Here is a 24,584-nt window from a genome sequence, read left to right as displayed (position 1 = left end):
AGGATCGAGGCGATGGTTAATCCAGCGTGGTGTAGCTAAGTTTGATATAGTGAGACGATGGTGGGACACACGGCGTGCCTGCCGGAAGGCCAGATATGAAGAGAGTAACGGGTAAACCTATGGGCGTTAGGGCACAACAAAAAGAACGGACCCGCCGTTCCCTCATCGAGGCGGCATTTAATCAGCTTAGTGCCGAGCGCAGTTTCGCGAGTCTGAGCCTGCGAGAAGTGTCACGTGAGGCGGGGATCGCGCCGACCTCATTTTACCGTCATTTCCGCGATGTGGATGAGTTGGGTTTGACCATGGTGGATGAGAGCGGCTTGATGTTGCGCCAGTTGATGCGCCAGGCACGTCAGCGAATCGCCAAGGGCGGCAGTGTGATCCGCACCTCGGTTGCGACCTTCATGGAGTTTATCGGCAATAATCCGAATGCGTTTCGTCTCTTGTTACGTGAGCGCTCAGGGACCTCTGCTGCATTTCGTGCGGCGGTTCAACGTGAAATTCAGCATTTTATTGCGGAACTTGCCGATTATCTGGAAATCGAAAACCACATGCCGCGCAGTTTTACCGAAGCACAGGCCGAGGCAATGGTTACCATTGTGTTTAGCGCGGGTGCTGAGGCGTTAGATATCGATAACGAGCAACGACGCCAGCTAGAAGAGCGCCTAGTGCTACAGCTGCGGATGATTTCTAAAGGGGTGTACTACTGGTATCGTCGTGAGCAGGAAAAGGCACATCTGGCGCAGCTACAGCTCGCCGAAGGTGCCGAAGGTAGCATTCACCATCATAAGTCATAGGGGAGGAGATGAGTAAACGTCGTCTTGATATAGGAACGCTGATCCTGTCTACCGTGGCAGGCTTATCCATTAGCGGCTCATTCTCTGCGCTGTTTAGCAGCGTGGTGCCTTTTTCTATTTTTCCACTGTTGGCCTTGGTGCTCTCCGCCTATTGCCTGCACCAACGTTATCTCAACGTTGCCATGCCGGAAGGCATGCCGATGCTCTCCTCGTCTTGCTTCTTACTCGGTCTGCTGTTTTATAGCACCTTGATTCGTGTCGAGTATCCGGCTATCGGTTCCAATTTTCTCCCCTCCTTGCTGTGCGTGGTGCTGGTGTTGTGGATCGGCGTACGCATCAAGAAACAGCGCGATCGTATCGTGCAGGAGCGGGATGATGAGGATGATGACGATAAAGGTCTCTGAATCGGTAACAACGACTCGGGCAGCCTATTGGCTGCCCGATTTTTTTTGAACTTAACGGCGCTCAAGCAGTACGCCGCACTCCATGTGGTGGGTATAGGGAAACTGGTCAAACAGTGCCAGGCGTGTCATGCGATGGCTCTGACTGAGAGTCTGGAGATTGGCGCACAATGTCTCAGGATTACAGGAGATGTATAAGATCTGAGGATAGCCTTGCACCATGTTGAGCGTCTCTGCGTCTAGGCCGCTACGTGGCGGGTCGACGAAGATGGTATTGCAGGCATAGCTGTGTAGATCGATACCTTGCAACCGGTTGAAGGCACGAACGCCTTGCATTGCCTGGGTAAACTCTTCGGCCGACATACGAATGATCTGAACGTTGTCTATCTGATTGGCGGCAATGTTGTATTGTGCGGCGGCCACAGAGGGCTTGGCGATCTCCGTGGCGAGGACGCGGCGGAAGTTACGTGCCAGCGCCAGGGAGAAATTACCATTACCACAATACAGCTCCAGTAAGTCGCCACGCGCATCCTGGGTTGCATCCAGCGCCCACTCTAACATCTGGATGTTGATCGCCGCGTTGGGCTGGGTGAAGCTATTCTCCACCTGACGGTAGATCATGTCGCGTCCAGCGATCGGCAGGACCTCATCGACCCAATCTCGATCGAGACAGATTTTGGTTTTACTGGCGCGTCCGATCAGTTGAACATCATACCCTTGAGCTTGTAGCTGGTTACGTAGCGTCTGTGCAGCGTGGCGCCAGGCGTCATCCAGCGGGCGATGGTAGAGCAGCGAGATGATGGCTTGATTGCTACGCGTCGAGAGATAATCGATCTGGAACAACTTGTGGCGCAACGTCGGATTAGGGCGTAGGGCATCGATCAGCAAGGGCATCAGTCGGTTGATTAGCTCGCTAGCCGCAGGGAACTGATCGACGCGGATACGTCGTTTAGTCTGAGCGTCAAACATGATGTGGTATAGATCGTCACCCTCATGCCAGATACGGAATTCTGCACGCATCCGGTAGTGGCTAGCCGGGGAGCGAAAAGCCTGAACGGCGGGGGCGCCGAAGGGCTGCATCATCTGCGCCAAACGGTGGATCTTTTCCTGGAGCTGTTCATCATAGTGTTCGGTTGGCAGCATGCTTGGTGTCATATCGGTTCTCATCGGCATGGGGTTCAGGCAGCGTGTTTACGCCGCTGCGGATGTTTGTCCGCGACAGGGTAGTACTGACACGCTGCACTCTGAAGGCGGAATGCGCTTGAATGGCGACAGGTATCCTAAAAGCTGGGATTGTAGGCGATGGACGCATGATGTCCAGCCCCAGATGGGCTTTTCCATTAGCCGTCTGCCAGGCGGGGTGGCCAGAGTGATGCTGGTTTTGGGGGGGAACGGCATTGCCTTCCGCCACGCATTGTATTACCGCTCTACATGACTACATGACTACATGACTACATGACTACATGACTACATGACTACATGACTACATGACTACATGACTACATGACTACATGACTACATGACTACATGACTACATGACTACATGACTACATGACTACATGACTACATGACTACATGACTACATGGCTACGCGAGATAATATCGGGATGCGGAGAGTGCTGGCGAGAGTCGATACTCGCCAGCCGGGGCTTTTGTTAGAAACGATAGTTCAGCATAGTGACAAAAATATCATCAGTACTGATGTGATTGTTGCGGGTGAATGTGTTGTTATCCAATAGGTTAATCTTATATTCGAGGATTAACGCTAGATTTCTATTGAAGGCATAGGTCGTCGCTAGGTCGAGATATTTGACGTAGGTTTGGTTGCTGCCTGCGTCGCCCTTCAGATCCTTGGCCGTCCCGTTTAGGTAAGCGATGGAGGGTTTCAGGCCGCAGTCGAACTGGTATTGTGCTAACAGCTCATAACCACGCGCCTTGGGAGCGAAGCCATCCTGTTTACCGATGTAGTGCATATTTTTGACTTCGCCATAGATAGCAGCCAGATACACATTATGGTTGTCATATTTGGCACCGACGTTCCATCCCGTGGCGCGCTTACCTAACTGATCTTCACGCTGCTCCAGCGTTCGGGCTGAATTGGCGTATGAGCTACCGATACTGAGACCATTAGTGAAGTGATAGACTAAGGAGGTCCCGACGCCATTACCATTCTGGTGAGCCACGCCGCGAGGGTTATTGCTCAATGGCCCAATCTGATTTTCCGGATCGTTCCAGCCATCGTTTTTACCTTGGACTTGTAGGGCGAAGTCTAATCCCTCGACGAGATTAAAAATATTACGGTTGCGGTAGGTGGCGACGTTGTTGGTACGATAAGTCATAAAGTTATCGATACCATCATAGGATAGTCCACCGAAGACAGGTACTGGGGCACCAGTCCAGCCATTAATATCGTTGAGGATGCCGTAGTTTCGACCATAATCAAAACTTCCGTATTGTCCGAAGCCGACGCCGGCATAGCCGATACGAGTGGTGTTTCTATTACGGTAGGTGCTTTCTGATTGATTTAATTTAACGTTATATTCCCAACGGGCATAACCAATCATCAAGTCGTTAATTTTGGTTTCACCGCGTAGAGTAAATTTAACTTTAGATTGATCGCCCGCGATATGATTATCAGATGAGAAATAGTGACGGACCTTAAATGAACCATCTAAATAAACCCGGTTGCCATCCTTGTTATAAATTTCAGCAGCCTGTGAAATGAGCGGTAACATACCCATGCAGCTTATGGTTGATAATACCATAAGCGAGCGGATCTTATTCATCATTGATTCCCGAAAGTGATTACATAAAGTTATTAAAATAGGTAGCAAGAGTGTTGCTTTTTTTATGATTATATAAAAAATGGGCACATTTTTGTGATGAATGTCACGTATTTAAGTCTATTTGTATCATGAATATCTTTAAACAGAGATCATGGTCACGTTAATCATTAGGCTTGAATCGATAGAATTTTAAAAACTCCACTCGGTCTTCTTCACAAAAAATCACCAGAGATTACTGCTATGTCTATAAGCAAAAAAAAATCGTTGTTAGCCTTGGTTATCGCTACATCTAGCCTCTTTTGCTCGCCGACGCTTTTCGCTACCGAGGTCGCTAGCCAGCCCAATCTAGGGGCTACATTGACGCAGTTGACACAGCAATACCCTATTCATTGGATCTCTATTGAGCAAGTTGCCGAGAGCCTGAAGGGTAAGGCACCGATTAGTGTCGGGTTTGATATTGATGATACGTTACTTTTCTCTAGCCCGGCATTTTTCTATGGTAAGCAAAAATTCTCTCCGGATAGCAATGCCTTTTTGAAGAATCAAACGTTCTGGGATGAGGTAAGCAGTAGCGGTTGGGATCGCTTCTCTATTCCGAAAGATTCAGGTCGTGCATTGATGGAGTTGCATTTAAAACGTGGCGATCATGTTTATTTTATTACGGGTCGGCCGATGCCCTCTAATGGGAAAGAAGATTTAACGCAAACGCTGAAAGATGACTTTAAGATTCCGGATAATCAGCTGAATAAGGTTATTTTCGCCGGGACGAAGCCCGATGCGAAGGTTGAATATATGCAGAAACATCATATCACTATGTTCTATGGTGATTCTGATAACGATATCCTTGATGCGCGAAAAGCGGGGGCCGAAGGTATCCGTGTATTACGTCCATTGAACTCCACTAATAAGCCGATGCCGAAAAATGGTGTATTTGGTGAAAAAGTAATCATTAACTCCCAATACTGATCGGCGGCATAAAGATAAGAGGACATGATGAAGCATGCATTTAAATTGAGTCTGGCCGCCGCCATGATGGTGTTGGCCGGTTGCGCCGCCCATCCTAAGGATGCGCAGCAGAGTGCACAACAGCAACTGTCATCTCAGGCAACGCTGGCTGTTAACTGGATGCAGCAGTCAGGTGAGTATCAGGCGTTGTCCTGGCAGGCGTTCAATGTAGCGAAAACAGCATTTCTCAATAATCCGGCCCCGAAGGGGAGTAAGAAGGCGGTGATCGTCGATATCGATGAAACGATGTTGGATAACACTCCCTATGCGGCATGGCAGATTAAACAGTCGCGCAGTTTCAGCGAGGCGGATTGGGATAAGTGGGTAGAGGCACGCCAGGCGAAGGCACTACCGGGCGCGGCTTCCTTTGCGCACTTCGTGCTCGATCATGGTGGACGTGTCTTCTATATCTCCAACCGCACTCAGCAGGGCTTAGCGAGCACTGAGGCCAATCTGAAAGCTCAGGGTTTTCCTGATATCAGCGCACAGACATTGTTGCTAAAAGATAGCAGCGGTAGTAACAAGGTCGCTCGTTTCAAGCGGGTGAGCGAAATGGGTTATTACCCGGTGTTGTTCGTCGGCGATAACCTGAATGACTTTACCGGTGAGACTTATCACCAGGCTAACGCGCAGCGTAAGGGGTTTGTGGCGGAGAATCACCAGAAATTCGGTACGCAGTTTATTATTCTACCCAATCCCTCTTATGGTGATTGGGAGGGGGGAATGGCACCGGGTTATTGGCAACAGTCTGCCGCCGGGAAGTTGAAGATCCGTGATGCTAACCTGTCGGCTTGGCATCCGTCGGCACAGTAAACCTCCTGTACTGGGCGCCGATTTCGGCGCCTTTAATGACCTATTATGTGCTATCACCAGCACATTTTTTTGTCACTAAAAACTCGACTGATTAATCGTTATTTTAGTCGAAAATGATGTTGATTGCGTTGAGCCTCATATAATTCTCTCATTGCCCTTCTATTTCCCTATTATGACGCCAATCGTTGGCGAGATTGCATACGTTTGAGAGTATCCCTACTAGCGTGTGACGGGTAGAATGCCTCGTTTTTTTTGGGGTTGGTGGCAGGGCGCCAACCCTTTACGCTGAGATGAAAAGTAGGGTCATATCATAATGAATAACAAATATCCGGTTATTGCGTGGTTGCCGCTTACGGTCGTTGCTATGCCTAACGTTGCACTGGCCGCGTCGAGTGACATGGTCGTAACCGCGAGCCGTTTTAGCCAGCCCGTATCGACGGTGTTGGCTCCAATGGATGTGGTGACGCGCGATGAGATCGAGCGTTGGCAATCGAAGAGCCTCGATGAGGTAATGCGCCGTCTACCGGGGGTCGACATCGCCCAAAATGGGGGGTTAGGTCAGAACTCCACGCTTTATCTGCGTGGTAGCGAAGCGCGGCAGGCTCTCATCCTGCTGGACGGTATTCCGCTGGCGCGCCCGGGGATCAGTAATGTTGCCGCATTGAACAAGATCCCTATTGCCATGGTGCAGCGTATCGAATATATCCGTGGGCCGCGTTCGGCAGTTTACGGTTCTGGGGCCATCGGTGGTGTGATTAATATCATTACACTGGATGCGGAGCCGGGGGCGAGGTTGGGGATCGGGACTGGTTCGAATCATTATCAGCAATATGATGCCGGGGTACGCCAGCAGTTAGGGAATACAACACTCTCCTTGGCTGGTGCATTCCAATCGACGGAAGGATTTAATGTGAAGCCCGATTCCCCTTATGCACCTGACGGTGACCGTGATGGTTTCCGTAATAAGGTGCTATGGGGAGGGGTCGAGCATCGTTTTACGCAAGCGTGGTCAGGTTTTGTCCGTGGCCATGGCTATAGCGATGCCTCGGATTACGATGCGGGGAAATATGGTAAGGCGAGTAGTGGTACCCAGCGTCAGCTTTACAATCATAGCTATGATATGGGGCTGCGCTATCAGTCTGGAGTCTATGCTTCGCAGTTAATCGCGGCTTACCAGCGTGTTAAAGACTATAACTACGGTCCGGTCTATGGTCGCTATGGTAAGGGGAGTTCACTGGATGATCTGCGCCAGTATAACCTGCAATGGGGTAATACCTACCGTTTCGACAGCGGTATGCTGAGTGCCGGCGCCGACTGGCAGCAGCAACGCTTGATCTCATCGGATATCCAGAAGAAGCAACATTACCAGCGCTACGACACAGGGTTTTATCTGAGCGGCCAACACAAAGTGGGTAGCGTGACACTCGAGGCCTCCGGACGAGCGGATAATGATCAGCAATTTGGCTGGCATGGTACCTGGCAGAGCGCGGCTGGTTGGGAGTTTGCCTCTGGCTACCGAGCGACGCTCTCCTATGGTACCGGTTTTCTGTCACCCTCTTTGGGGCAACAGTTCGGTGCCGATCGGATGAATATCAAGAGTAACCCAGACTTGCGTCCAGAAGAGTCTCGCCAATGGGAGCTGGGATTAAGTGGGTTGAGTGGTCCGTTGGATTGGCAACTTTCGGCTTATCGTAATCAGGTGCGTAATCTGATCACCTATTTTAGCGATCCTGATACCCAACAAGGGCAGTACCTTAACATTGACTCAGCGACGATTAAGGGGGTGGAGTGGGTCGGCAGTTTTGATACTTGGGTAGTGAGTCATCGGATTACTTTGCAATATATCGATCCTCGAGATGATAAGACAGGCGAGCTATTGCCACGCCGTTCCCGTCATCAAGGTAAGTATCAATTGGATTGGGCAATGGGGTCGCTGGAGATGGATCTAGCCTACCAATATTATGGCCGCCGTAATGATAGCTCGGCTCCCGGTGGAAAACTTCCGAGTTATAGTACGATGGACGTTTCGGCCTCTTATCCTGTTACATCTCAACTGACGGTTCGTGGTAGAATTGGTAATCTTCTGGATAAAAATTACCAAACCGCTTATGGCTACCAAACCGCAGGACGGGAATATTATCTCTCCGGTAGCTACACCTTCTGATGATGTAGCCACTGCCAAGCCCACCGTGCTGGTGTTCGACTCTGGGGTCGGTGGGCTTTCCGTTTATCAAGAGATCCAAGCCTTATTGCCGGATCTCCACTATATCTATGCATTCGATAACCAAGGTTTCCCTTATGGGGAGAAAGAGGCTGCATTTATTACCGAGCGGGTGCTACTGATCGTTGAGGCGATTCAACGGCGTCATACGCTATCGGCTATGGTTGTGGCGTGTAATACAGCGAGTACCATTGTATTACCGGCATTGCGCGAGCGTTTTTCTTTTCCGGTCGTGGGTGTGGTTCCCGCTATCAAGCCTGCGGCGAAACTGACACGTAATGGGATCGTCGGCCTATTGGCGACGCGCGCCACCGTTCAACGTGCCTACACGCATGAACTCGTCGCTCGTTTTGCGGCTGATTGCCAGATTAAGATGTTAGGCTCGGCCGAGTTGGTCGAGATTGCCGAGGCTAAGTTACATGGTGAGGCAGTAGAACTACAACGGCTGCGTGCGATTTTGCGCCCATGGCTCACCATGGCTGAGCCACCGGATACGGTTGTACTAGGCTGTACCCATTTCCCGTTGTTACGTGCGGAATTGGCTCAAGTATTACCGGTAGGAACGCGGATGGTCGATTCGGGTGCCGCGATTGCGCGTCGGGTTGCTTGGCTGATTGCCAATCAGCCAACTCTGACTGGAACTGATCGGCGTAATGTCGCCTATGCGACGCATTGTGATGCGCAAACAGCGGCATTATTGCCCGTTTTATGCCAGCAGGGTTTCGATGCACTCGAAGAATTGTCCATATAAGCGGCGATTTATACCGAGTTGCTGAAAAGTTGCCCTGTCGCGCGATTTTTTTAAAATTAGGACTTGTCACCTCGCGAGAAGTCCCTATAATGCGCCACCACTGACCGGGAACAACGACAACAATGTCGCCCAGTCAGGCAGAGAAAGCAAAAATAAATGCTTGACTCTGCGGGCGAGAAGCGTAATATACGCAGCCCACGCCGACGACAACTTAACGAGTTCTCGCGGCGGCGCTCTTTAACAAATTATCAGACAATCTGTGTGGGCACTCGCAAGATTCGTATTAAGCATTCCTCGGAATGCCAAAATATTTAAAGTCTTGAAGAGTGACAGCAGTTAATTCATTACGAATAAACAGTTTAATTTCTTTGAGCATCAAGCTTTTAATTGAAGAGTTTGATCATGGCTCAGATTGAACGCTGGCGGCAGGCTTAACACATGCAAGTCGAGCGGTAGCAGGGAGAAAGCTTGCTTTCTCCGCTGACGAGCGGCGGACGGGTGAGTAATGTCTGGGGATCTGCCTGATGGAGGGGGATAACTACTGGAAACGGTAGCTAATACCGCATAACGTCGCAAGACCAAAGTGGGGGACCTTCGGGCCTCATGCCATCAGATGAACCCAGATGGGATTAGCTAGTAGGTGAGGTAATGGCTCACCTAGGCGACGATCCCTAGCTGGTCTGAGAGGATGACCAGCCACACTGGAACTGAGACACGGTCCAGACTCCTACGGGAGGCAGCAGTGGGGAATATTGCACAATGGGCGCAAGCCTGATGCAGCCATGCCGCGTGTATGAAGAAGGCCTTCGGGTTGTAAAGTACTTTCAGTAGGGAGGAAGGTGTACGTGTTAATAGCACGTGCAATTGACGTTACCTACAGAAGAAGCACCGGCTAACTCCGTGCCAGCAGCCGCGGTAATACGGAGGGTGCAAGCGTTAATCGGAATTACTGGGCGTAAAGCGCACGCAGGCGGTTTGTTAAGTTGGATGTGAAATCCCCGGGCTTAACCTGGGAACTGCATCCAAGACTGGCAAGCTAGAGTCTCGTAGAGGGAGGTAGAATTCCAGGTGTAGCGGTGAAATGCGTAGAGATCTGGAGGAATACCGGTGGCGAAGGCGGCCTCCTGGACGAAGACTGACGCTCAGGTGCGAAAGCGTGGGGAGCAAACAGGATTAGATACCCTGGTAGTCCACGCTGTAAACGATGTCGATTTGGAGGTTGTGCCCTTGAGGCGTGGCTTCCGAAGCTAACGCGTTAAATCGACCGCCTGGGGAGTACGGCCGCAAGGTTAAAACTCAAATGAATTGACGGGGGCCCGCACAAGCGGTGGAGCATGTGGTTTAATTCGATGCAACGCGAAGAACCTTACCTACTCTTGACATCCAGCGAATCCTGTAGAGATACGGGAGTGCCTTCGGGAACGCTGAGACAGGTGCTGCATGGCTGTCGTCAGCTCGTGTTGTGAAATGTTGGGTTAAGTCCCGCAACGAGCGCAACCCTTATCCTTTGTTGCCAGCGGTTCGGCCGGGAACTCAAAGGAGACTGCCAGTGATAAACTGGAGGAAGGTGGGGATGACGTCAAGTCATCATGGCCCTTACGAGTAGGGCTACACACGTGCTACAATGGCGTATACAAAGAGAAGCGACCTCGCGAGAGCAAGCGGACCTCATAAAGTACGTCGTAGTCCGGATTGGAGTCTGCAACTCGACTCCATGAAGTCGGAATCGCTAGTAATCGTGGATCAGAATGCCACGGTGAATACGTTCCCGGGCCTTGTACACACCGCCCGTCACACCATGGGAGTGGGTTGCAAAAGAAGTAGGTAGCTTAACCTTCGGGAGGGCGCTTACCACTTTGTGATTCATGACTGGGGTGAAGTCGTAACAAGGTAACCGTAGGGGAACCTGCGGTTGGATCACCTCCTTACCTGAAGATACGAAATATTGTGTAGTGCTCACACAGATTGTCTGATAGATGTTCGAGCAAAGCGTCTGCGAAGTCGACCCAGTGTCCCCTTCGTCTAGAGGCCTAGGACACCGCCCTTTCACGGCGGTAACAGGGGTTCGAATCCCCTAGGGGACGCCATTTGCGGTATCGGGTGAAAGACGGTGCCAACAATATTGCAAAACGGACTTACGAGTCATGTTTGCAATATTTTGCTCTTTAACAATCTGGAACAAGCTGAAAATTCGAAAACAATCGAATTGCTTTTAACAAGTGATTCGAGAGTCTCTCAAATGCTTGCAGCACGAAGTGAAACACCTTCGGGTTGTGAGGTTAAGTGACTAAGCGTACACGGTGGATGCCTAGGCAGTCAGAGGCGATGAAGGACGTGCTAATCTGCGATAAGCGTCGGTGAGCTGATATGAAGCATTATTAGCCGGCGATGTCCGAATGGGGAAACCCAGTGCAATTCGTTGCACTATCGTTAAGTGAATACATAGCTTAACGAGGCGAACCAGGGGAACTGAAACATCTAAGTACCCTGAGGAAAAGAAATCAACCGAGATTCCCCTAGTAGCGGCGAGCGAACGGGGAAGAGCCCAGAACCTGAATCAGTTTGTGCATTAGTGGAAGCGTCTGGAAAGTCGCGCGATACCGGGTGATAGCCCCGTACACGAAGGTGCACAGCTGTGAGTTCGATGAGTAGGGCGGGACACGTGTTATCCTGTCTGAATATGGGGGGACCATCCTCCAAGGCTAAATACTCCTGACTGACCGATAGTGAACCAGTACCGTGAGGGAAAGGCGAAAAGAACCCCGGCGAGGGGAGTGAAATAGAACCTGAAACCGTGTACGTACAAGCAGTGGGAGCATCCTTCGGGGTGTGACTGCGTACCTTTTGTATAATGGGTCAGCGACTTATATTTTGTAGCAAGGTTAACCGAATAGGGGAGCCGTAGGGAAACCGAGTCTTAACTGGGCGTCTAGTTGCAAGGTATAGACCCGAAACCCGGTGATCTAGCCATGGGCAGGTTGAAGGTTGGGTAACACTAACTGGAGGACCGAACCGACTAATGTTGAAAAATTAGCGGATGACTTGTGGCTGGGGGTGAAAGGCCAATCAAACCGGGAGATAGCTGGTTCTCCCCGAAAGCTATTTAGGTAGCGCCTCGTGAACTCATCTTCGGGGGTAGAGCACTGTTTCGGCTAGGGGGTCATCCCGACTTACCAACCCGATGCAAACTACGAATACCGAAGAATGTTATCACGGGAGACACACGGCGGGTGCTAACGTCCGTCGTGAAGAGGGAAACAACCCAGACCGCCAGCTAAGGTCCCAAAGTCATGGTTAAGTGGGAAACGATGTGGGAAGGCATAGACAGCCAGGATGTTGGCTTAGAAGCAGCCATCATTTAAAGAAAGCGTAATAGCTCACTGGTCGAGTCGGCCTGCGCGGAAGATGTAACGGGGCTAAACCATGCACCGAAGCTGCGGCAGCGACACTATGTGTTGTTGGGTAGGGGAGCGTTCTGTAAGCCTGTGAAGGTGGCCTGTGAGGGCTGCTGGAGGTATCAGAAGTGCGAATGCTGACATAAGTAACGATAAAGCGGGTGAAAAGCCCGCTCGCCGGAAGACCAAGGGTTCCTGTCCAACGTTAATCGGGGCAGGGTAAGTCGACCCCTAAGGCGAGGCCGAAAGGCGTAGTCGATGGGAAACAGGTTAATATTCCTGTACTTGGTGTTATTGCGAAGGGGGGACGGAGAAGGCTAGACCGGCCGGGCGACGGTTGTCCCGGTTTAAGCGTGTAGGTGTGATGACCTGGCAAATCCGGTTATCTTTAACACTGAGGCGTGATGACGAGGCACTACGGTGCTGAAGTGGTTAATGCCCTGCTTCCAGGAAAAGCCTCTAAGCTCTAGATAACACTGAATCGTACCCCAAACCGACACAGGTGGTCAGGTAGAGAATACCAAGGCGCTTGAGAGAACTCGGGTGAAGGAACTAGGCAAAATGGTGCCGTAACTTCGGGAGAAGGCACGCTGGCATGTAGGTGAAGTCCCTCGCGGATGGAGCCGAAGCCAGTCGAAGATACCAGCTGGCTGCAACTGTTTAATAAAAACACAGCACTCTGCAAACACGAAAGTGGACGTATAGGGTGTGACGCCTGCCCGGTGCTGGAAGGTTAATTGATGGGGTCAGCCGCAAGGCGAAGCTCTTGATCGAAGCCCCAGTAAACGGCGGCCGTAACTATAACGGGCCCTAAGGTAGCGAAATTCCTTGTCGGGTAAGTTCCGACCTGCACGAATGGCGTAATGATGGCCAGGCTGTCTCCACCCGAGACTCAGTGAAATTGAACTCGCTGTGAAGATGCAGTGTACCCGCGGCAAGACGGAAAGACCCCGTGAACCTTTACTATAGCTTGACACTGAACATTGAACCTTGATGTGTAGGATAGGTGGGAGGCTTTGAAGTGTGGACGCCAGTCTGCATGGAGCCGACCTTGAAATACCACCCTTTAATGTTTGATGTTCTAACCTGGTCCCCGTAATCCGGGATAGGGACAGTGTCTGGTGGGTAGTTTGACTGGGGCGGTCTCCTCCCAAAGAGTAACGGAGGAGCACGAAGGTTAGCTAATCCTGGTCGGACATCAGGAGGTTAGTGCAAAGGCATAAGCTAGCTTGACTGCGAGAGTGACGGCTCGAGCAGGTGCGAAAGCAGGTCTTAGTGATCCGGTGGTTCTGAATGGAAGGGCCATCGCTCAACGGATAAAAGGTACTCCGGGGATAACAGGCTGATACCGCCCAAGAGTTCATATCGACGGCGGTGTTTGGCACCTCGATGTCGGCTCATCACATCCTGGGGCTGAAGTAGGTCCCAAGGGTATGGCTGTTCGCCATTTAAAGTGGTACGCGAGCTGGGTTTAGAACGTCGTGAGACAGTTCGGTCCCTATCTGCCGTGGGCGTTGGAAGATTGAGAGGGGCTGCTCCTAGTACGAGAGGACCGGAGTGGACGCACCGCTGGTGTTCGGGTTGTGATGCCAATTGCATTGCCCGGTAGCTACGTGCGGAAGAGATAAGCGCTGAAAGCATCTAAGCGCGAAACTTGCCTCGAGATGAGTCTTCCCTTGGACCTTGAGTCCACTGAAGGAACGTTTAAGACTAAGACGTTGATAGGCTGGGTGTGTAAGCGTAGCGATACGTTGAGCTAACCAGTACTAATGATCCGTGAGGCTTAACCTTACAACACCGAAGGTGTTTTTAGAGAGACGAATTTAGCTTGTTCAAGATTGGAACCGATGGCCTGAATGGCGGTTGGTAAAACAGAATTTGCCTGGCGGCGATAGCGCGGTGGGCCCCACCTGACCCCATGCCGAACTCAGAAGTGAAACGCCGTAGCGCCGATGGTAGTGTGGGGTCTCCCCATGCGAGAGTAGGGAACTGCCAGGCATCAAATTTAGCAGTACCCCGGAAACGGGTGTGATACAAAATTCGGTGGAGCGGTAGTTCAGTTGGTTAGAATACCTGCCTGTCACGCAGGGGGTCGCGGGTTCGAGTCCCGTCCGTTCCGCCACCCTATTTAGGGGCGTAGTTCAATTGGTAGAGCACCGGTCTCCAAAACCGGGTGTTGGGGGTTCGAGTCCCTCCGCCCCTGCCAGATAAAAAGCCTTCTGTGAAAACAGAAGGCTTTTTTGTTTTTATTTCCGCCAAAGTTCGCTGTCGTGCTCGTTTGCTTGCTGAGCATACTAGCCCTACGGTGTAGGGCGCTGGGTTCTGTTTATTTCGCCCTGCTATGTCGAGGGCAGCGCGGTAGCATTTATCGCTTGCTGATATGTTCTGTTATCAAGCATGGTTGATGAACAAGGGAGAGAGTGAGTCCACCATTTGCGCGATCTCCTCCTGACGATCGCTATTATGCAGCCAAATGGCATAGACCGGTCGGATGAGCTTCTCGACCTGCTCTACGCGTTTTAATTCATTTTCTGCTCTACTAGCCCAAGTTTCAGGGAAAAATGCGCTAGCATGCGTTTGACGCAAGATTCGCTCGGCGATCAATAGCGAGCTGCTATCCAACAATGGCGGCATACTATGATTGATGGATGATGGATGGGGTAGGAAGTCGGCGCCCCAATCGAGCTGGATGAAAGGCTGCGTTTTTTTCGGCGTACTATCCTTACTAACGTACAGCGCAAGATGGAATTCACCAACTTGTGTACTACTAAATTCATCGGCCTTGGGAATTTCTGTGGCGATCAGTAGATCCAGCTGGCGCTCATGTAACTGACGGATATGTGTATGGCGCTGACCGCTACGTATTTCTAGCTGTAGACTCGGGTTATCTCGGTAGAGTTGCGGTAGCCACTCTGCGAGCACAGATTCCCAGAGCAGCGTCGGAGCGCCGATAGAGAACGTCTTAGCTTGGCCCGCATGAATCATCTCCTGCTTGGCCAGCTGCCAGGTATTCATCAGACTTTCGGCATAGGGTACGAGCTTCTGGCCAGCAGGGGTAAGCTGGATATTATTCCGGTGTCGAGTGAATAGCTCGGTACCGACTTGATTTTCCAACTGACGGATACGGAAGCTGACGGCAGATTGTGTCAGGTAGAGGGTTTCGGCAGCTTTGCCGAAGTGACGTGTACGACTGACTTCCAAAAAGGTTTTGAGTAATTCGGTATCCACGATTCACCTGCAAAAAATTTTATCATCATGATTTAAATGTTTTGTTTTACAGCTTGTCAAGCCTATCTAATACTCCGCGCCATAAATAGCACGGCCATAGAGAATTAGGAGCGTGTCAGATGCCGGAAAGCTTCCATACCACTCATCGTTTCTTTGATAACAAACACTATCCACGTGGTTTTTCACGTCATGGTGATTTCACCATCAAAGAGGCTCAGTTACTTGAGCGCTTTGGGTATGCATTTAATGAATTAGATCTCGGAACTCGCGAGGCTCAAACGGATGAAGAGCTGCTGTTTGTTGCTGTATGTCGTGGTGAGCGTCAGCCAGCAACCGAGGCGGAGAAAGTCTGGGCGAAGTATGTGACCCGTATCCGCCGTCCGAAGCGTTTCCATACGCTCTCTGGCGGCAAGCCACAGATGGAAGGGGCTGAGGATTACACTGAGTCTGACGATTAATGGTGGTTGGACGACACTCGGCCTTCTGAGTTAGAGGCGTAACAACACCCTGTGAGCGGTATGCTGGCAGGGTGTTTTTTATTGTAAGTCGATCGGTATGAAGGGTCAGCGTTAGATACCCATTGTATGACGTTGTGGTAAGAAAAAGGCCCTGAGTATCAGGGCCTGGCGGAGCCGTGTGCGATGACACAACTAGGCGGGTTTATTCGATATTCTGGATCTGCTCACGCATCTGTTCGATCAAGACTTTAAGCTCAATCGCTGAAGCGGTGATATCTGCGTTGATTGACTTAGAGGCCAGCGTGTTTGACTCGCGGTTGAACTCCTGCATCATGAAGTCTAGGCGGCGTCCAACGGCCTCTTTTTTCTTCAGGATAGCGTAAGTCTCTTTTACGTGTGCGTCTAAACGGTCTAACTCTTCCGCCACATCGATGCGCTGGGCCATGAGTACCAACTCTTGCTCCAGACGGTTATTCTCGAGTTGGACCTGAGCCTCTTCGAGTTTATTGACTAAACGCTCGCGCTGCCATTGGAGGATCTCCGGCATCCGGCTACGTACCTTGGCGACCTCGGCGGAGACAGCCTCGAGGCGCTGCTCGATTAATGCCTTAAGCGCGCCACCCTCACGCTCACGCGCGTCGATGAAGTCATCAATGGTGCTATCCAGGGCGCTCAACAGGTCACTGCTGATGGCATCCAGGTCTTGTTCGGCGGCGGCCATCACGCCTGGCCAGCGCAGCACATCCAGCGGATTGATCTCGCCTTCATCACTCTGAAGTTTGACCCAGTTAGCGGCTTCCACTAGCTGTTTAGCCAGATTCTCGTTGAGGATTAGCGCACTCTGTGCGCTGGGATCGAGTTCGAAACGCAGGTTGCACTCAACCTTACCTCGGGTCAGACGAGTGCGCAGGCGCTCACGGATCACCGGCTCCAGGCTACGAAACTGTTCAGGAAGACGGATGTAGGTTTCCAGATAGCGTTGGTTGACTGAGCGCAGCTCCCAGGCTGCGCTGCCCCAGTTACCCTTGACTTCGCGTCGGGCGTAAGCGGTCATGCTACGGATCATAGTGCCTGCCTATTACTAAAACGGTGTGTGTTGTCGGGATTATAGCCCCGCGACGTCCTGCGTGATAGGCATAAGCGGATGAAGGCCGTATAATGCGCAGCCGATTACTGAATTACCTGCGGAGATGAGCTTATGCGTCCTGAAGGCCGAGCAGCCGGACAGATCCGTCCACTGCGTTTGACTCGCCATTATACCAAGCATGCGGAAGGCTCCGTACTGGTGGAGTTTGGCGATACCAAGGTGTTGTGTACCGCCAGTGTTGACGAAGGGGTGCCGCGCTTTTTAAAGGGCCAGGGCCAAGGCTGGGTTACCGCAGAATATGGCATGCTGCCCCGTTCCACCCACAGCCGTATGGCGCGTGAGGCGGCCAAGGGCAAGCAGGGCGGCCGTACCATGGAGATCCAGCGTTTGATCGCGCGTTCGCTGCGCGCCGCGGTAGACCTGAAGAAGTTGGGTGAGTTCACGATCACCCTGGATTGCGATGTGATCCAGGCGGATGGCGGCACGCGTACCGCCTCTATCACCGGTGCCTGCGTGGCATTAGCCGATGCCTTGAATGCCCTGGTCGCGTCCGGCAAGTTGAAGGCGAGCCCGCTGAAGGGGATGGTTGCCGCCGTCTCTGTCGGTATTGTTGCCGGCGAGGCGCTATGCGATCTGGAGTATGTAGAGGACTCTGCCGCCGAAACCGACATGAATGTGGTCATGATGGAGGATGGCCGGATGATCGAAGTGCAAGGCACAGCTGAAGGAGAGCCATTCAGCCATGAGGAGCTATTAACACTCTTGGCATTGGCCAAAGATGGCATAGGTCAGATCATCCAGGCGCAGAAGGCTGCGTTAGCATAATGATTTTAGGCGACTCTATCAGTCGCCTTTTTTTTGCCCGTAAGATGGGCATTCCGGGTATTAACAGACTTTGAAGGAGAAAAGTATGAAGGCCTATCAGCGCCGCTTTATTGAATTTGCACTCAGCAAGCAGGTTCTCAAGTTCGGCGAGTTTACGTTGAAATCTGGGCGTACTAGCCCTTATTTCTTTAACGCAGGGCTATTTAATACCGGGCGAGATCTGGCGCTGTTGGGACGCTTCTACGCCGAGGCGTTGGCGGACAGTGGTATCGCATTCGATGTGTTGTTCGGGCCGGCGTATAAAGGGATACCGATTGCGACCACGACGGCGGTAGCGCTGGCCGAGCATCACGATATGGACGTGCCTTACTGCTTCAACCGTAAGGAGGCCAAGGATCATGGTGAGGGGGGGGCCCTGGTTGGCAGCCCTCTGCAGGGACGAGTGATGTTAGTGGATGATGTGATCACTGCTGGTACCGCTATCCGTGAGTCGATGACGCTGATCCAGGCGAACGGCGCGGCCTTGGCCGGGGTGCTAATCTCCCTCGATCGTCAGGAGCGTGGCCGCGAAGCGTTGTCCGCGATCCAAGAAGTTGAACGCGACTATGGTTGTCGGGTGATCTCCATCATTACCCTAAGCGATCTGATCCATTATCTGGAAGAGCAACCAGGGATGGCGCAGCATCTGGCGGCGGTTAAGGCGTATCGTACGCAATACGGCGTGTGAGTTGCGTGCAGGCCGCCTCAGCGCGGCCTGCTGCGCGATCATTGCAACTGGCTCGCCAGCAATGGCCAACGGGTATCAAACTCCTGCGTTGGGCGGTAGCGAAACTCGGAGCGGACGAAACGCGATAGCATCCCTTCGCAGAAGGCCAGTAATTGGCTGGCCAACAACGTCTCATCGTGAGCGAAAGCGTTGCCTTCACGCAGGCGTCGCTCCTTCAGTACTTGGCGTAACTGTGCCTCGATACGCTCAAATAACTGATTGATACGACCCTGTAGACGATCTTGCTCGAACATGAGGGCATGACCGGTCATGATGCGGGTCAGCCCAGGGTTACGCTCTGCGAAGCCCAGGATCAGCAGCAGAATAAGACGAAGCCGATTGAGCGTATCTTTCTCATCCTGCAATATCAGGTTAATCCGTGAGATGAGTGAGTCTTCAATAAACTCAATGAGACTATCGAACATCCGTGTTTTACTGGGAAAATGGCGATAAAGCGCGGCCTCTGATACGCCGACGTTAGCCGCCAGCTTTGCCGTGGTGATGCGTTGGCTGCCATCGCTAGATTCGAGCATTTGCGCGAGCGCCTGCAAAATCTCTTCACGACGGTTCCTTTTCGTATTTTCTTTTTCTGCCATGCCTGACAAGACCCTTGCTAAACGGCGAAAACGGATTCCCCACAACAGACACCGCCGCAACGGAGTGCGACGGTGTTATTTGGCTTGATAGCGTTGCGTGCGGCGGATTGGATTACTGGCGGCCAGAGTGACCGAATCCCCCTGCACCGCGCGAGCTATCTTCGAACGACTCTACCAGGTTAAAGTCAGCCTGCACCACCGGTACCAGTACCAGCTGCGCGACGCGCTCGCCAGGCTCGATGGTGAAGGTGGTTTGCCCACGGTTCCAGACGGAGATCATCAACTGCCCCTGGTAGTCGGAGTCGATCAAGCCGACCAGATTGCCCAACACGATGCCATGCTTATGGCCTAAACCGGAGCGTGGCAGGATCAGCGCGGCCAGAGACGGGTCGGCGATATGGATGGCTAACCCGGTCGGTAACAGGGTGGTTTCGCCTGGCGCCAGCACCACGGCGCTATCCAGGCAGGCGCGGAGATCCAGACCTGCAGAGCCGGGAGTGGCATAGGTTGGCAGGGGGAACTGTTGTCCGATGCGCGCGTCGAGGATCTTAACGTCGATTTTTTTCTTCATAGTGTCTGACAATCTCATTGATTAAGGCGCTACCCAGAAGGGATTTGCTGCTGAGCGGTAACCGTTTGTCACCCTGGGGCCAAAAAAGATGTAAGGCATTGGTATCACTATTGAAACCTTGGCCATCTTGTGAAACATCGTTGGCACAGATCAGGTCTAGTCCTTTACGCGCCAGTTTTTGTTTGGCGTATTCTTCCACATTCTGGGTTTCGGCGGCAAATCCTACCACAAATGGACGAGCGGTGGTCATGGCTGCAACGCCGGCGACGATATCCGGATTTTTCACCAAGGTCAGCGTTAATGTATCGCCTTGCTGCTTTTTCATTTTCTCTGGAGCGACCTGCTGAGCTCGGTAATCGGCGACGGCGGCACAGGCGATGAAGATATCACTTTCAGCGGCATGCTGCGTGACGGCGGCCTGCATTTCCAGGGCGCTCTGTACATCGATACGTATTACGCCCGCGGGGGTTGGTAGAGTGACCGGTCCACTGACTAGCGTGACCTGTGCACCGCGCCGTGCCGCGGCCTCGGCGATGGCGAACCCCATCTTGCCAGAGCTGTGGTTGCTAATGAAGCGCACCGGATCCAGCGCCTCACGCGTCGGTCCGGCGGTGATCAGTACACGGTAAGCCGCCAGATCGTGGGTTGGATGGAAGTGAGCCTCGGTACGCTCGACCAATGCTAATGGATCGAGCATCCGTCCTGGGCCGACATCGCCACATGCTTGCTCTCCACTATCTGGTCCCCAGATCGCGATGCCACGTCGGGCTAAGATCGCGAGATTATCTTGGGTAGCGGCGGCGCGGTACATCTGTTGATTCATGGCGGGGGCAAGCGCGATGGGGGCGGCACTGGCTAAGCATAGGGTGGCCAGCAGATCGTTGGCCATTCCCGCAGCCAGGCGCGCGATCAGATCGGCGGTAGCGGGAGCCAGCAGGATCAGATCGGCCCACTTTGCCAACTCGATATGCCCCATGGAGGCCTCGGCCGCAGGATCGAAGAGATCGTCCGCGACAGGGTGTCCAGAGACCGCCTGTAGGGTCAGAGGCGTAATAAAAGCCTGTGCCCCTTGAGTCATGACTACGCGCACTTCTGCGCCCCGTTCACGCAAGCGGCGCACGATTTCCGGGCACTTATAGGCGGCGATCCCGCCGCTGATGCCTAATAGGATACGTTTACCGTGAAGTCCCGTCATGGTGTTGGTTCCGTGTGAAGCCCAAAGTGGCAAGATCTTACCATATCTCATCTTTTCTCGCCGATCCTGCAACCATCTTTGAAGCCATGCGCACAGTTGCGCGGTTTTTAGATATATTTATTGATGCTGTTTTTTTATACAGTTATTTTTCTTGCGTCCGTTGGCGCTGTCGGGAGGAGAGCTCGATGCAAGAAGATAAGCCATTTGTTTGGCCACAGGGATTGCCACCCAGAGAGAAGCTGTTGCTATTAGGTGCGGCCTCGCTCAGCGATCAGGAGTTATTAGCGCTATTTTTGCGTACTGGCGTGCCAGGCATGCATGTGTTTCAGCTAGCGCAACAGCTACTGATACGCTTTGGTTCGCTCCAGGGGATCTTGCAGGCGGATGTCGATACCTTCTGTGCTACACCAGGCCTCGGTGTGGCGAAGTTTGCTCAATTGCAGGCGGTGCTGGAGTTGTCGCGGCGGGTGTTGCAGCATCGAATGAGTGAGGTCAGCGCGATGACGAGCCCCGATTTGACCGCACTTTTTCTCCAAAATCTGTTTGCTGCGCTAGAGCGTGAGGCTTTCGTCGTGTTGTTTTTGGACAATCAGCATCGTGTTATTCGATCTGAGCAGATGTTTTCGGGTACTATAAACTGTGTGGATGTATATCCACGGGAAATCGTCCGGGAGGCGCTCAAGCTAAATGCTGTGGCGCTTATCCTGGCGCATAACCACCCGTCCGGTAATCCCGAGCCCAGTGTGGCGGACCGTTTGCTAACAGCCCGCGTGGCTAAGGCCTGTGCACTGGTGGATATTCAGGTTCTCGATCATATGGTCATCGGCTGCGGTCAGCGGGTTTCTTTTGCTGAACGTGGGTGGATTTAATCATATTTTTTCGCGATCCTGAGGGATCTTTAGCTGTTCGGGTCTTGAGCACATGCGCTCTAGAGCGTATACTACGCCACCTTTGAGAATCTAGGTTGTGGCGTTAAGAGCCTATCTCAGCAGGTTTCGACCTGACTCAGAGTCTACTCGGCGGAGTTTGCCGGGATGGGCTCTAAAGCCTGACGAGGCGGCCACTACCTATACGAAGCTCGAGCTGATTTGATTTTTGGAGAATAGACATGTCCCGAGTCTGCCAAGTTACTGGCAAGCGTCCGGTGACCGGTAACAACCGTTCCCATGCGCTGAATGCGACCAAACGCCGTTTTCTGCCGAACCTGCACTCACACCGTTTTTGGGTTGAAGGTGAGAAGCGCTTTGTAACTCTGCGTGTATCTGCTAAAGGTATGCGTATCATTGATAAGAAGGGTATCGAAGCGGTTCTGGCCGATCTGCGTGCCCGTGGTGAGAAGTATTAAGGATCTGAATCATGGCTAAAGGTATTCGCGAGAAGATCAAGCTGGTTTCGTCTGCTGGTACTGGTCACTACTACACCACTACCAAGAACAAACGTACTAAGCCGGAAAAATTGGAACTGAAAAAGTTCGATCCGGTTGTACGCCAGCACGTGATCTACAAAGAAGCTAAGATTAAATAATTTTAGTGGAATTGGAAAAACCCGGCTCTGCCGGGTTTTTTTTTGCCTATTTGCCCCTATCTATAATGGCATGCTGTCAATGTATTGAGTGAGGGGTCATGCCGGAATTACCCGAAGTTGAAACCAGTCGCCGTGGTATTGCACCACACCTGACAGGTAAAATGATCGATCGCCTGGTGGTACGCCAGTCGCGTCTACGTTGGCCGGTTCCTGAGGCATTGTTGGCACTGCATGATCGTCCGATACTCAGCGTCCAGCGACGTGTAAAATACTTGTTACTCGAGCTGCCTGAGGGCTGGATCGTCATCCATTTAGGCATGTCTGGCAGCGTACGCATATTGTCTGCCTCGACGCCGGCACAGAAGCATGACCATATTGATCTCCGACTCACGGACGGTATGTGCTTGCGTTATACCGATCCCCGTCGTTTCGGTGCCTGGCTCTGGTATGAAGATTTAGCAACAGCGAGTGTATTAGCACACTTGGGGCCCGAGCCGCTAAGCGATGCGTTCAATGCCGCGTATTTGTTGGAGAAGGCACGAGGGCGTCGTACCGCGGTTAAACCTTGGCTGATGGACAATAAGCTGGTGGTTGGCGTGGGCAATATCTATGCCAGCGAATCCTTGTTCAGCGCGCAGATCCACCCGGATCGTCTCGCGGGCTCATTGAGTCGCGACGAGATTGCGCTCTTAGTTCAGACGATCAAAGCGGTGTTACAGCGTTCTATCGATCAGGGTGGAACCACGCTACGTGATTTCTTACAGGCGGATGGTAAGCCAGGTTATTTTGCTCAGCAGTTACAGGTCTATGGCCGCGCCGGAGAGGCTTGTTTGACTTGCGGCACGACGATTAAGAGCAGTAAACACGGGCAGCGTACTACCTATTACTGCCCGCATTGCCAGCGTTAGGCGTCGTGCAGACGCGCGAGGAGTGCTTGTGCGACAGGTGGAGGCAGGAAGGCGTCAACGTCACCACCGTGACGTGCGACCTCCTTCACCAGGGAAGAGGAGATGAAGGACCACGCCTCCGCCGGCATCAGGAAGACGCTCTCAAGAGAGGGCATCAGATGGCGATTCATGTTAGCCAATTGTAATTCATACTCAAAGTCAGAGACAGCGCGTAGGCCGCGTACCAAAATGTCGGCCTGTTGGCGCTGAGCAAAGTGCGCCATCAATTCGCTGAAGCCTTGAACTTCGACGTTAGGGAGATGTGCCGTGACGTCGCGCGCCATCGCCACTCGTTCCTCTAAGGTGAACAGTGGGTGCTTGCTCGGGCTGGCGGCGATAGCTAGGATTACGCGCTCAAACATATGTGCGGCGCGTGTGACGATATCGAGATGACCATTGGTGAGTGGGTCGAAAGTACCCGGGTAGATTGCGGTGCGGCTCATGGCAACCTCTTTTCTGTATAGCCGTGCTGTAGTGCCCACAGCTCGGTGTATTTGTTGAACGTGTATTGTGCATTCACCATGGCTAACAGCCAACCTTGCTTGCCATCCAGAACCCCACCACGCAGTAGCAATGTCTTCAGTAGGGCTCCGAGCGTATGGCTGAAGATCCCCCAGAGCGAGGTGATCTTGCCCTGGGCATACCGTTCATGTGCCCAGGTGGTGGCATAGTGTAGCTGTTTCTGTTGAAAGCTGGCGAAGTCGCGGCAGGTTAAATGCAATAGATCGCCCGGCAAAGGATGGATCTGGGCGCCGTTGCAATCTAAAGACTCATGGACCTGATTGGCGTTATACCGGTAGTGCTGGCGGGGATAGAGACGGATCACGCGATCGGGGTACCAGCCACTATGACGCATAAAGCGTCCAAGGAAGAGATTGCGCCGGGCGATGCTGTATACCCGTTCACTTGCTGGTTGGGCGAGGACTTGCTGGATAGCGTCACGCAGTTCCGCGCTGACGCGCTCATCACTGTCGAGCATCAGGATATAGTCGCCGTTAGCATAATCTTGAGCCCGTTGGCGCTGAATACCGAATCCTTGCCAGTCACGATTCTCATAGACCTTGGCGCCGGCCGCGCGTGCGATTGCCTGCGTTTCATCGCTACTGCCCGCATCCAGAACGACGATCTCGTCTGCCCAGTCGATGGACGCCAGGCAGTCGGGTAATAACTCGGCAGCATTTTTGCAAATGAGGACGACGGAGAGACGTGGTGACATGG

The 24,584-nt window shown here is 52.5% G+C and carries 22 protein-coding genes, 3 tRNA genes and 3 rRNA genes; 19 read left to right on the top strand and 9 right to left on the bottom strand.

Annotated elements, in window-relative coordinates; all coding sequences use genetic code 11:
- The first annotated feature begins 119 nt into the window (after positions 1 to 119).
- Positions 120 to 797, top strand: a complete 678-nt coding sequence (gene fabR, locus DCL27_RS16345) for an HTH-type transcriptional repressor FabR (protein WP_005297440.1) — start codon at positions 120 to 122, stop codon at positions 795 to 797.
- A gap of 8 nt (positions 798 to 805) precedes the next feature.
- A complete protein-coding gene (locus tag DCL27_RS16340) occupies positions 806 to 1,201 on the top strand; it encodes a YijD family membrane protein (RefSeq protein ID WP_035599882.1) in 396 nt (131 codons plus the stop codon).
- A gap of 51 nt (positions 1,202 to 1,252) precedes the next feature.
- On the opposite strand, the gene trmA is transcribed toward DCL27_RS16340, so the two are convergent.
- Positions 1,253 to 2,353, bottom strand: a complete 1,101-nt coding sequence (gene trmA, locus DCL27_RS16335) for a tRNA (uridine(54)-C5)-methyltransferase TrmA (RefSeq protein WP_035599884.1) — start codon at positions 2,351 to 2,353, stop codon at positions 1,253 to 1,255.
- A 500-nt stretch (positions 2,354 to 2,853) separates the two neighbouring features.
- A complete protein-coding gene (locus DCL27_RS16330; protein ID WP_035600183.1) occupies positions 2,854 to 3,987 on the bottom strand; it encodes a porin in 1,134 nt (377 codons plus the stop codon).
- 237 nt (positions 3,988 to 4,224) lie between these two features.
- Here DCL27_RS16330 and aphA point away from each other — a divergent pair, with 237 nt between their 5' ends.
- From aphA to DCL27_RS16280, 10 genes are all read left to right on the top strand, one after another.
- On the top strand, positions 4,225 to 4,950 hold the full coding sequence (gene aphA, locus DCL27_RS16325) for an acid phosphatase AphA (RefSeq protein ID WP_005280643.1): 726 nt from the start codon (positions 4,225 to 4,227) through the stop codon (positions 4,948 to 4,950).
- A gap of 27 nt (positions 4,951 to 4,977) precedes the next feature.
- Positions 4,978 to 5,802: a 5'-nucleotidase, lipoprotein e(P4) family gene (locus DCL27_RS16320; RefSeq protein ID WP_005297447.1), complete on the top strand. Its 825-nt coding sequence runs from the start codon at positions 4,978 to 4,980 to the stop codon at positions 5,800 to 5,802.
- 313 nt (positions 5,803 to 6,115) lie between these two features.
- Entirely contained in the window at positions 6,116 to 7,966 is a 1,851-nt protein-coding gene (btuB, locus tag DCL27_RS16315) for a TonB-dependent vitamin B12 receptor BtuB (protein ID WP_035600181.1), read from the top strand.
- Entirely contained in the window at positions 7,911 to 8,774 is an 864-nt protein-coding gene (gene murI, locus DCL27_RS16310; protein ID WP_035600174.1) for a glutamate racemase, read from the top strand. The genes btuB and murI overlap by 56 nt, the downstream gene beginning before the upstream one ends.
- Before the next feature lie 384 nt (positions 8,775 to 9,158).
- Positions 9,159 to 10,702, top strand: a 16S ribosomal RNA gene (locus DCL27_RS16305).
- A gap of 83 nt (positions 10,703 to 10,785) precedes the next feature.
- A tRNA-Glu gene (locus DCL27_RS16300) sits at positions 10,786 to 10,861 on the top strand.
- A 190-nt stretch (positions 10,862 to 11,051) separates the two neighbouring features.
- Positions 11,052 to 13,960, top strand: a 23S ribosomal RNA gene (locus DCL27_RS16295).
- 90 nt (positions 13,961 to 14,050) lie between these two features.
- Positions 14,051 to 14,167 (top strand): 5S ribosomal RNA (rrf, locus tag DCL27_RS16290).
- The 16S, 23S and 5S rRNA genes sit together here with 3 tRNA genes alongside, the layout of an rRNA operon.
- A gap of 47 nt (positions 14,168 to 14,214) precedes the next feature.
- Positions 14,215 to 14,291 (top strand) — tRNA-Asp (locus tag DCL27_RS16285).
- 8 nt (positions 14,292 to 14,299) lie between these two features.
- Positions 14,300 to 14,375, top strand: a tRNA-Trp gene (locus DCL27_RS16280).
- Between the two features lie 185 nt (positions 14,376 to 14,560).
- On the opposite strand, the gene hdfR is transcribed toward DCL27_RS16280, so the two are convergent.
- Entirely contained in the window at positions 14,561 to 15,397 is an 837-nt protein-coding gene (gene hdfR / locus DCL27_RS16275; protein ID WP_005290039.1) for an HTH-type transcriptional regulator HdfR, read from the bottom strand.
- Positions 15,398 to 15,516: 119 nt separating this feature from the next.
- On the opposite strand from hdfR, the gene DCL27_RS16270 reads away from it, so the two are divergent.
- Entirely contained in the window at positions 15,517 to 15,855 is a 339-nt protein-coding gene (locus DCL27_RS16270; protein ID WP_005290042.1) for a MaoP family protein, read from the top strand.
- 202 nt (positions 15,856 to 16,057) lie between these two features.
- Here DCL27_RS16270 and DCL27_RS16265 read toward each other — a convergent pair whose 3' ends face one another.
- A complete protein-coding gene (locus DCL27_RS16265; RefSeq protein ID WP_005290044.1) occupies positions 16,058 to 16,921 on the bottom strand; it encodes a YicC/YloC family endoribonuclease in 864 nt (287 codons plus the stop codon).
- A 132-nt stretch (positions 16,922 to 17,053) separates the two neighbouring features.
- Here DCL27_RS16265 and rph point away from each other — a divergent pair, with 132 nt between their 5' ends.
- A complete protein-coding gene (gene rph / locus DCL27_RS16260; RefSeq protein ID WP_005290046.1) occupies positions 17,054 to 17,767 on the top strand; it encodes a ribonuclease PH in 714 nt (237 codons plus the stop codon).
- 85 nt (positions 17,768 to 17,852) lie between these two features.
- On the top strand, positions 17,853 to 18,494 hold the full coding sequence (pyrE, locus tag DCL27_RS16255) for an orotate phosphoribosyltransferase (protein ID WP_228594449.1): 642 nt from the start codon (positions 17,853 to 17,855) through the stop codon (positions 18,492 to 18,494).
- Between the two features lie 38 nt (positions 18,495 to 18,532).
- Here the strand turns inward: pyrE and slmA are convergent, their stop codons facing one another.
- The 3 genes from slmA to coaBC form a co-directional block, all read right to left on the bottom strand.
- Positions 18,533 to 19,129 carry a nucleoid occlusion factor SlmA gene (slmA, locus tag DCL27_RS16250; protein WP_005290050.1) on the bottom strand — a complete coding sequence of 199 codons (597 nt, stop codon included), beginning with the start codon at positions 19,127 to 19,129 and terminating at the stop codon, positions 18,533 to 18,535.
- Positions 19,130 to 19,241: 112 nt separating this feature from the next.
- Entirely contained in the window at positions 19,242 to 19,700 is a 459-nt protein-coding gene (gene dut, locus DCL27_RS16245) for a dUTP diphosphatase (RefSeq protein WP_005290054.1), read from the bottom strand.
- Positions 19,678 to 20,895 carry a bifunctional phosphopantothenoylcysteine decarboxylase/phosphopantothenate--cysteine ligase CoaBC gene (gene coaBC, locus DCL27_RS16240; protein WP_035597614.1) on the bottom strand — a complete coding sequence of 406 codons (1,218 nt, stop codon included), beginning with the start codon at positions 20,893 to 20,895 and terminating at the stop codon, positions 19,678 to 19,680. The genes dut and coaBC overlap by 23 nt, the downstream gene beginning before the upstream one ends.
- A 185-nt stretch (positions 20,896 to 21,080) precedes the next feature.
- Here coaBC and radC point away from each other — a divergent pair, with 185 nt between their 5' ends.
- The 4 genes from radC to mutM all read left to right on the top strand — a co-directional run bounded on the left by radC (position 21,081) and on the right by mutM (position 23,327).
- Complete coding sequence (radC, locus tag DCL27_RS16235) at positions 21,081 to 21,764, top strand: RadC family protein (RefSeq protein WP_005290057.1); 684 nt, start codon at positions 21,081 to 21,083, stop codon at positions 21,762 to 21,764.
- A 239-nt stretch (positions 21,765 to 22,003) separates the two neighbouring features.
- Positions 22,004 to 22,240, top strand: coding sequence for a 50S ribosomal protein L28 (gene rpmB, locus DCL27_RS16230; protein ID WP_005290060.1), 237 nt, complete (start codon positions 22,004 to 22,006; stop codon positions 22,238 to 22,240).
- 11 nt (positions 22,241 to 22,251) lie between these two features.
- Positions 22,252 to 22,419, top strand: a complete 168-nt coding sequence (rpmG, locus tag DCL27_RS16225) for a 50S ribosomal protein L33 (protein WP_005290066.1) — start codon at positions 22,252 to 22,254, stop codon at positions 22,417 to 22,419.
- A gap of 98 nt (positions 22,420 to 22,517) precedes the next feature.
- Positions 22,518 to 23,327: a bifunctional DNA-formamidopyrimidine glycosylase/DNA-(apurinic or apyrimidinic site) lyase gene (gene mutM, locus DCL27_RS16220; protein ID WP_035597612.1), complete on the top strand. Its 810-nt coding sequence runs from the start codon at positions 22,518 to 22,520 to the stop codon at positions 23,325 to 23,327.
- Here the strand turns inward: mutM and coaD are convergent.
- Entirely contained in the window at positions 23,324 to 23,809 is a 486-nt protein-coding gene (coaD, locus tag DCL27_RS16215) for a pantetheine-phosphate adenylyltransferase (RefSeq protein WP_005290070.1), read from the bottom strand. The genes mutM and coaD overlap by 4 nt on opposite strands.
- Positions 23,806 to 24,582, bottom strand: a complete 777-nt coding sequence (locus DCL27_RS16210) for a glycosyltransferase family 2 protein (protein ID WP_005290072.1) — start codon at positions 24,580 to 24,582, stop codon at positions 23,806 to 23,808. Before DCL27_RS16210 ends, coaD begins: the two co-directional genes overlap by 4 nt.
- Positions 24,583 to 24,584: the final 2 nt, after the last annotated feature.

The organism is Edwardsiella tarda ATCC 15947 = NBRC 105688, assembly GCF_003113495.2.
Taxonomy (GTDB): domain Bacteria; phylum Pseudomonadota; class Gammaproteobacteria; order Enterobacterales; family Enterobacteriaceae; genus Edwardsiella; species Edwardsiella tarda.
Note: the sequence above shows the minus strand (reverse complement) of the source record. Positions and strands in the feature narration are given on the sequence as shown.

Bases quoted from the DNA above. Each gene is read 5' to 3' on its own strand.
- coaD (WP_005290070.1), bottom strand. From the start codon at position 23,809: ATGAGCCGCACCGCAATCTACCCGGGTACTTTCGACCCACTCACCAAT.
- mutM (WP_035597612.1), top strand. From the start codon at position 22,518: ATGCCGGAATTACCCGAAGTTGAAACCAGTCGCCGTGGTATTGCACCA.
- trmA (WP_035599884.1), bottom strand. From the start codon at position 2,353: ATGACACCAAGCATGCTGCCAACCGAACACTATGATGAACAGCTCCAG.
- rpmG (WP_005290066.1), top strand. From the start codon at position 22,252: ATGGCTAAAGGTATTCGCGAGAAGATCAAGCTGGTTTCGTCTGCTGGT.
- radC (WP_005290057.1), top strand. From the start codon at position 21,081: ATGCAAGAAGATAAGCCATTTGTTTGGCCACAGGGATTGCCACCCAGA.
- aphA (WP_005280643.1), top strand. From the start codon at position 4,225: ATGTCTATAAGCAAAAAAAAATCGTTGTTAGCCTTGGTTATCGCTACA.
- DCL27_RS16270 (WP_005290042.1), top strand. From the start codon at position 15,517: ATGCCGGAAAGCTTCCATACCACTCATCGTTTCTTTGATAACAAACAC.
- DCL27_RS16265 (WP_005290044.1), bottom strand. From the start codon at position 16,921: ATGATCCGTAGCATGACCGCTTACGCCCGACGCGAAGTCAAGGGTAAC.
- coaBC (WP_035597614.1), bottom strand. From the start codon at position 20,895: ATGACGGGACTTCACGGTAAACGTATCCTATTAGGCATCAGCGGCGGG.
- murI (WP_035600174.1), top strand. From the start codon at position 7,911: ATGGCTACCAAACCGCAGGACGGGAATATTATCTCTCCGGTAGCTACA.
- rph (WP_005290046.1), top strand. From the start codon at position 17,054: ATGCGTCCTGAAGGCCGAGCAGCCGGACAGATCCGTCCACTGCGTTTG.
- DCL27_RS16320 (WP_005297447.1), top strand. From the start codon at position 4,978: ATGAAGCATGCATTTAAATTGAGTCTGGCCGCCGCCATGATGGTGTTG.
- btuB (WP_035600181.1), top strand. From the start codon at position 6,116: ATGAATAACAAATATCCGGTTATTGCGTGGTTGCCGCTTACGGTCGTT.
- fabR (WP_005297440.1), top strand. From the start codon at position 120: ATGGGCGTTAGGGCACAACAAAAAGAACGGACCCGCCGTTCCCTCATC.
- DCL27_RS16340 (WP_035599882.1), top strand. From the start codon at position 806: ATGAGTAAACGTCGTCTTGATATAGGAACGCTGATCCTGTCTACCGTG.
- DCL27_RS16330 (WP_035600183.1), bottom strand. From the start codon at position 3,987: ATGATGAATAAGATCCGCTCGCTTATGGTATTATCAACCATAAGCTGC.
- slmA (WP_005290050.1), bottom strand. From the start codon at position 19,129: ATGGCAGAAAAAGAAAATACGAAAAGGAACCGTCGTGAAGAGATTTTG.
- dut (WP_005290054.1), bottom strand. From the start codon at position 19,700: ATGAAGAAAAAAATCGACGTTAAGATCCTCGACGCGCGCATCGGACAA.
- rpmB (WP_005290060.1), top strand. From the start codon at position 22,004: ATGTCCCGAGTCTGCCAAGTTACTGGCAAGCGTCCGGTGACCGGTAAC.
- DCL27_RS16210 (WP_005290072.1), bottom strand. From the start codon at position 24,582: ATGTCACCACGTCTCTCCGTCGTCCTCATTTGCAAAAATGCTGCCGAG.
- pyrE (WP_228594449.1), top strand. From the start codon at position 17,853: ATGAAGGCCTATCAGCGCCGCTTTATTGAATTTGCACTCAGCAAGCAG.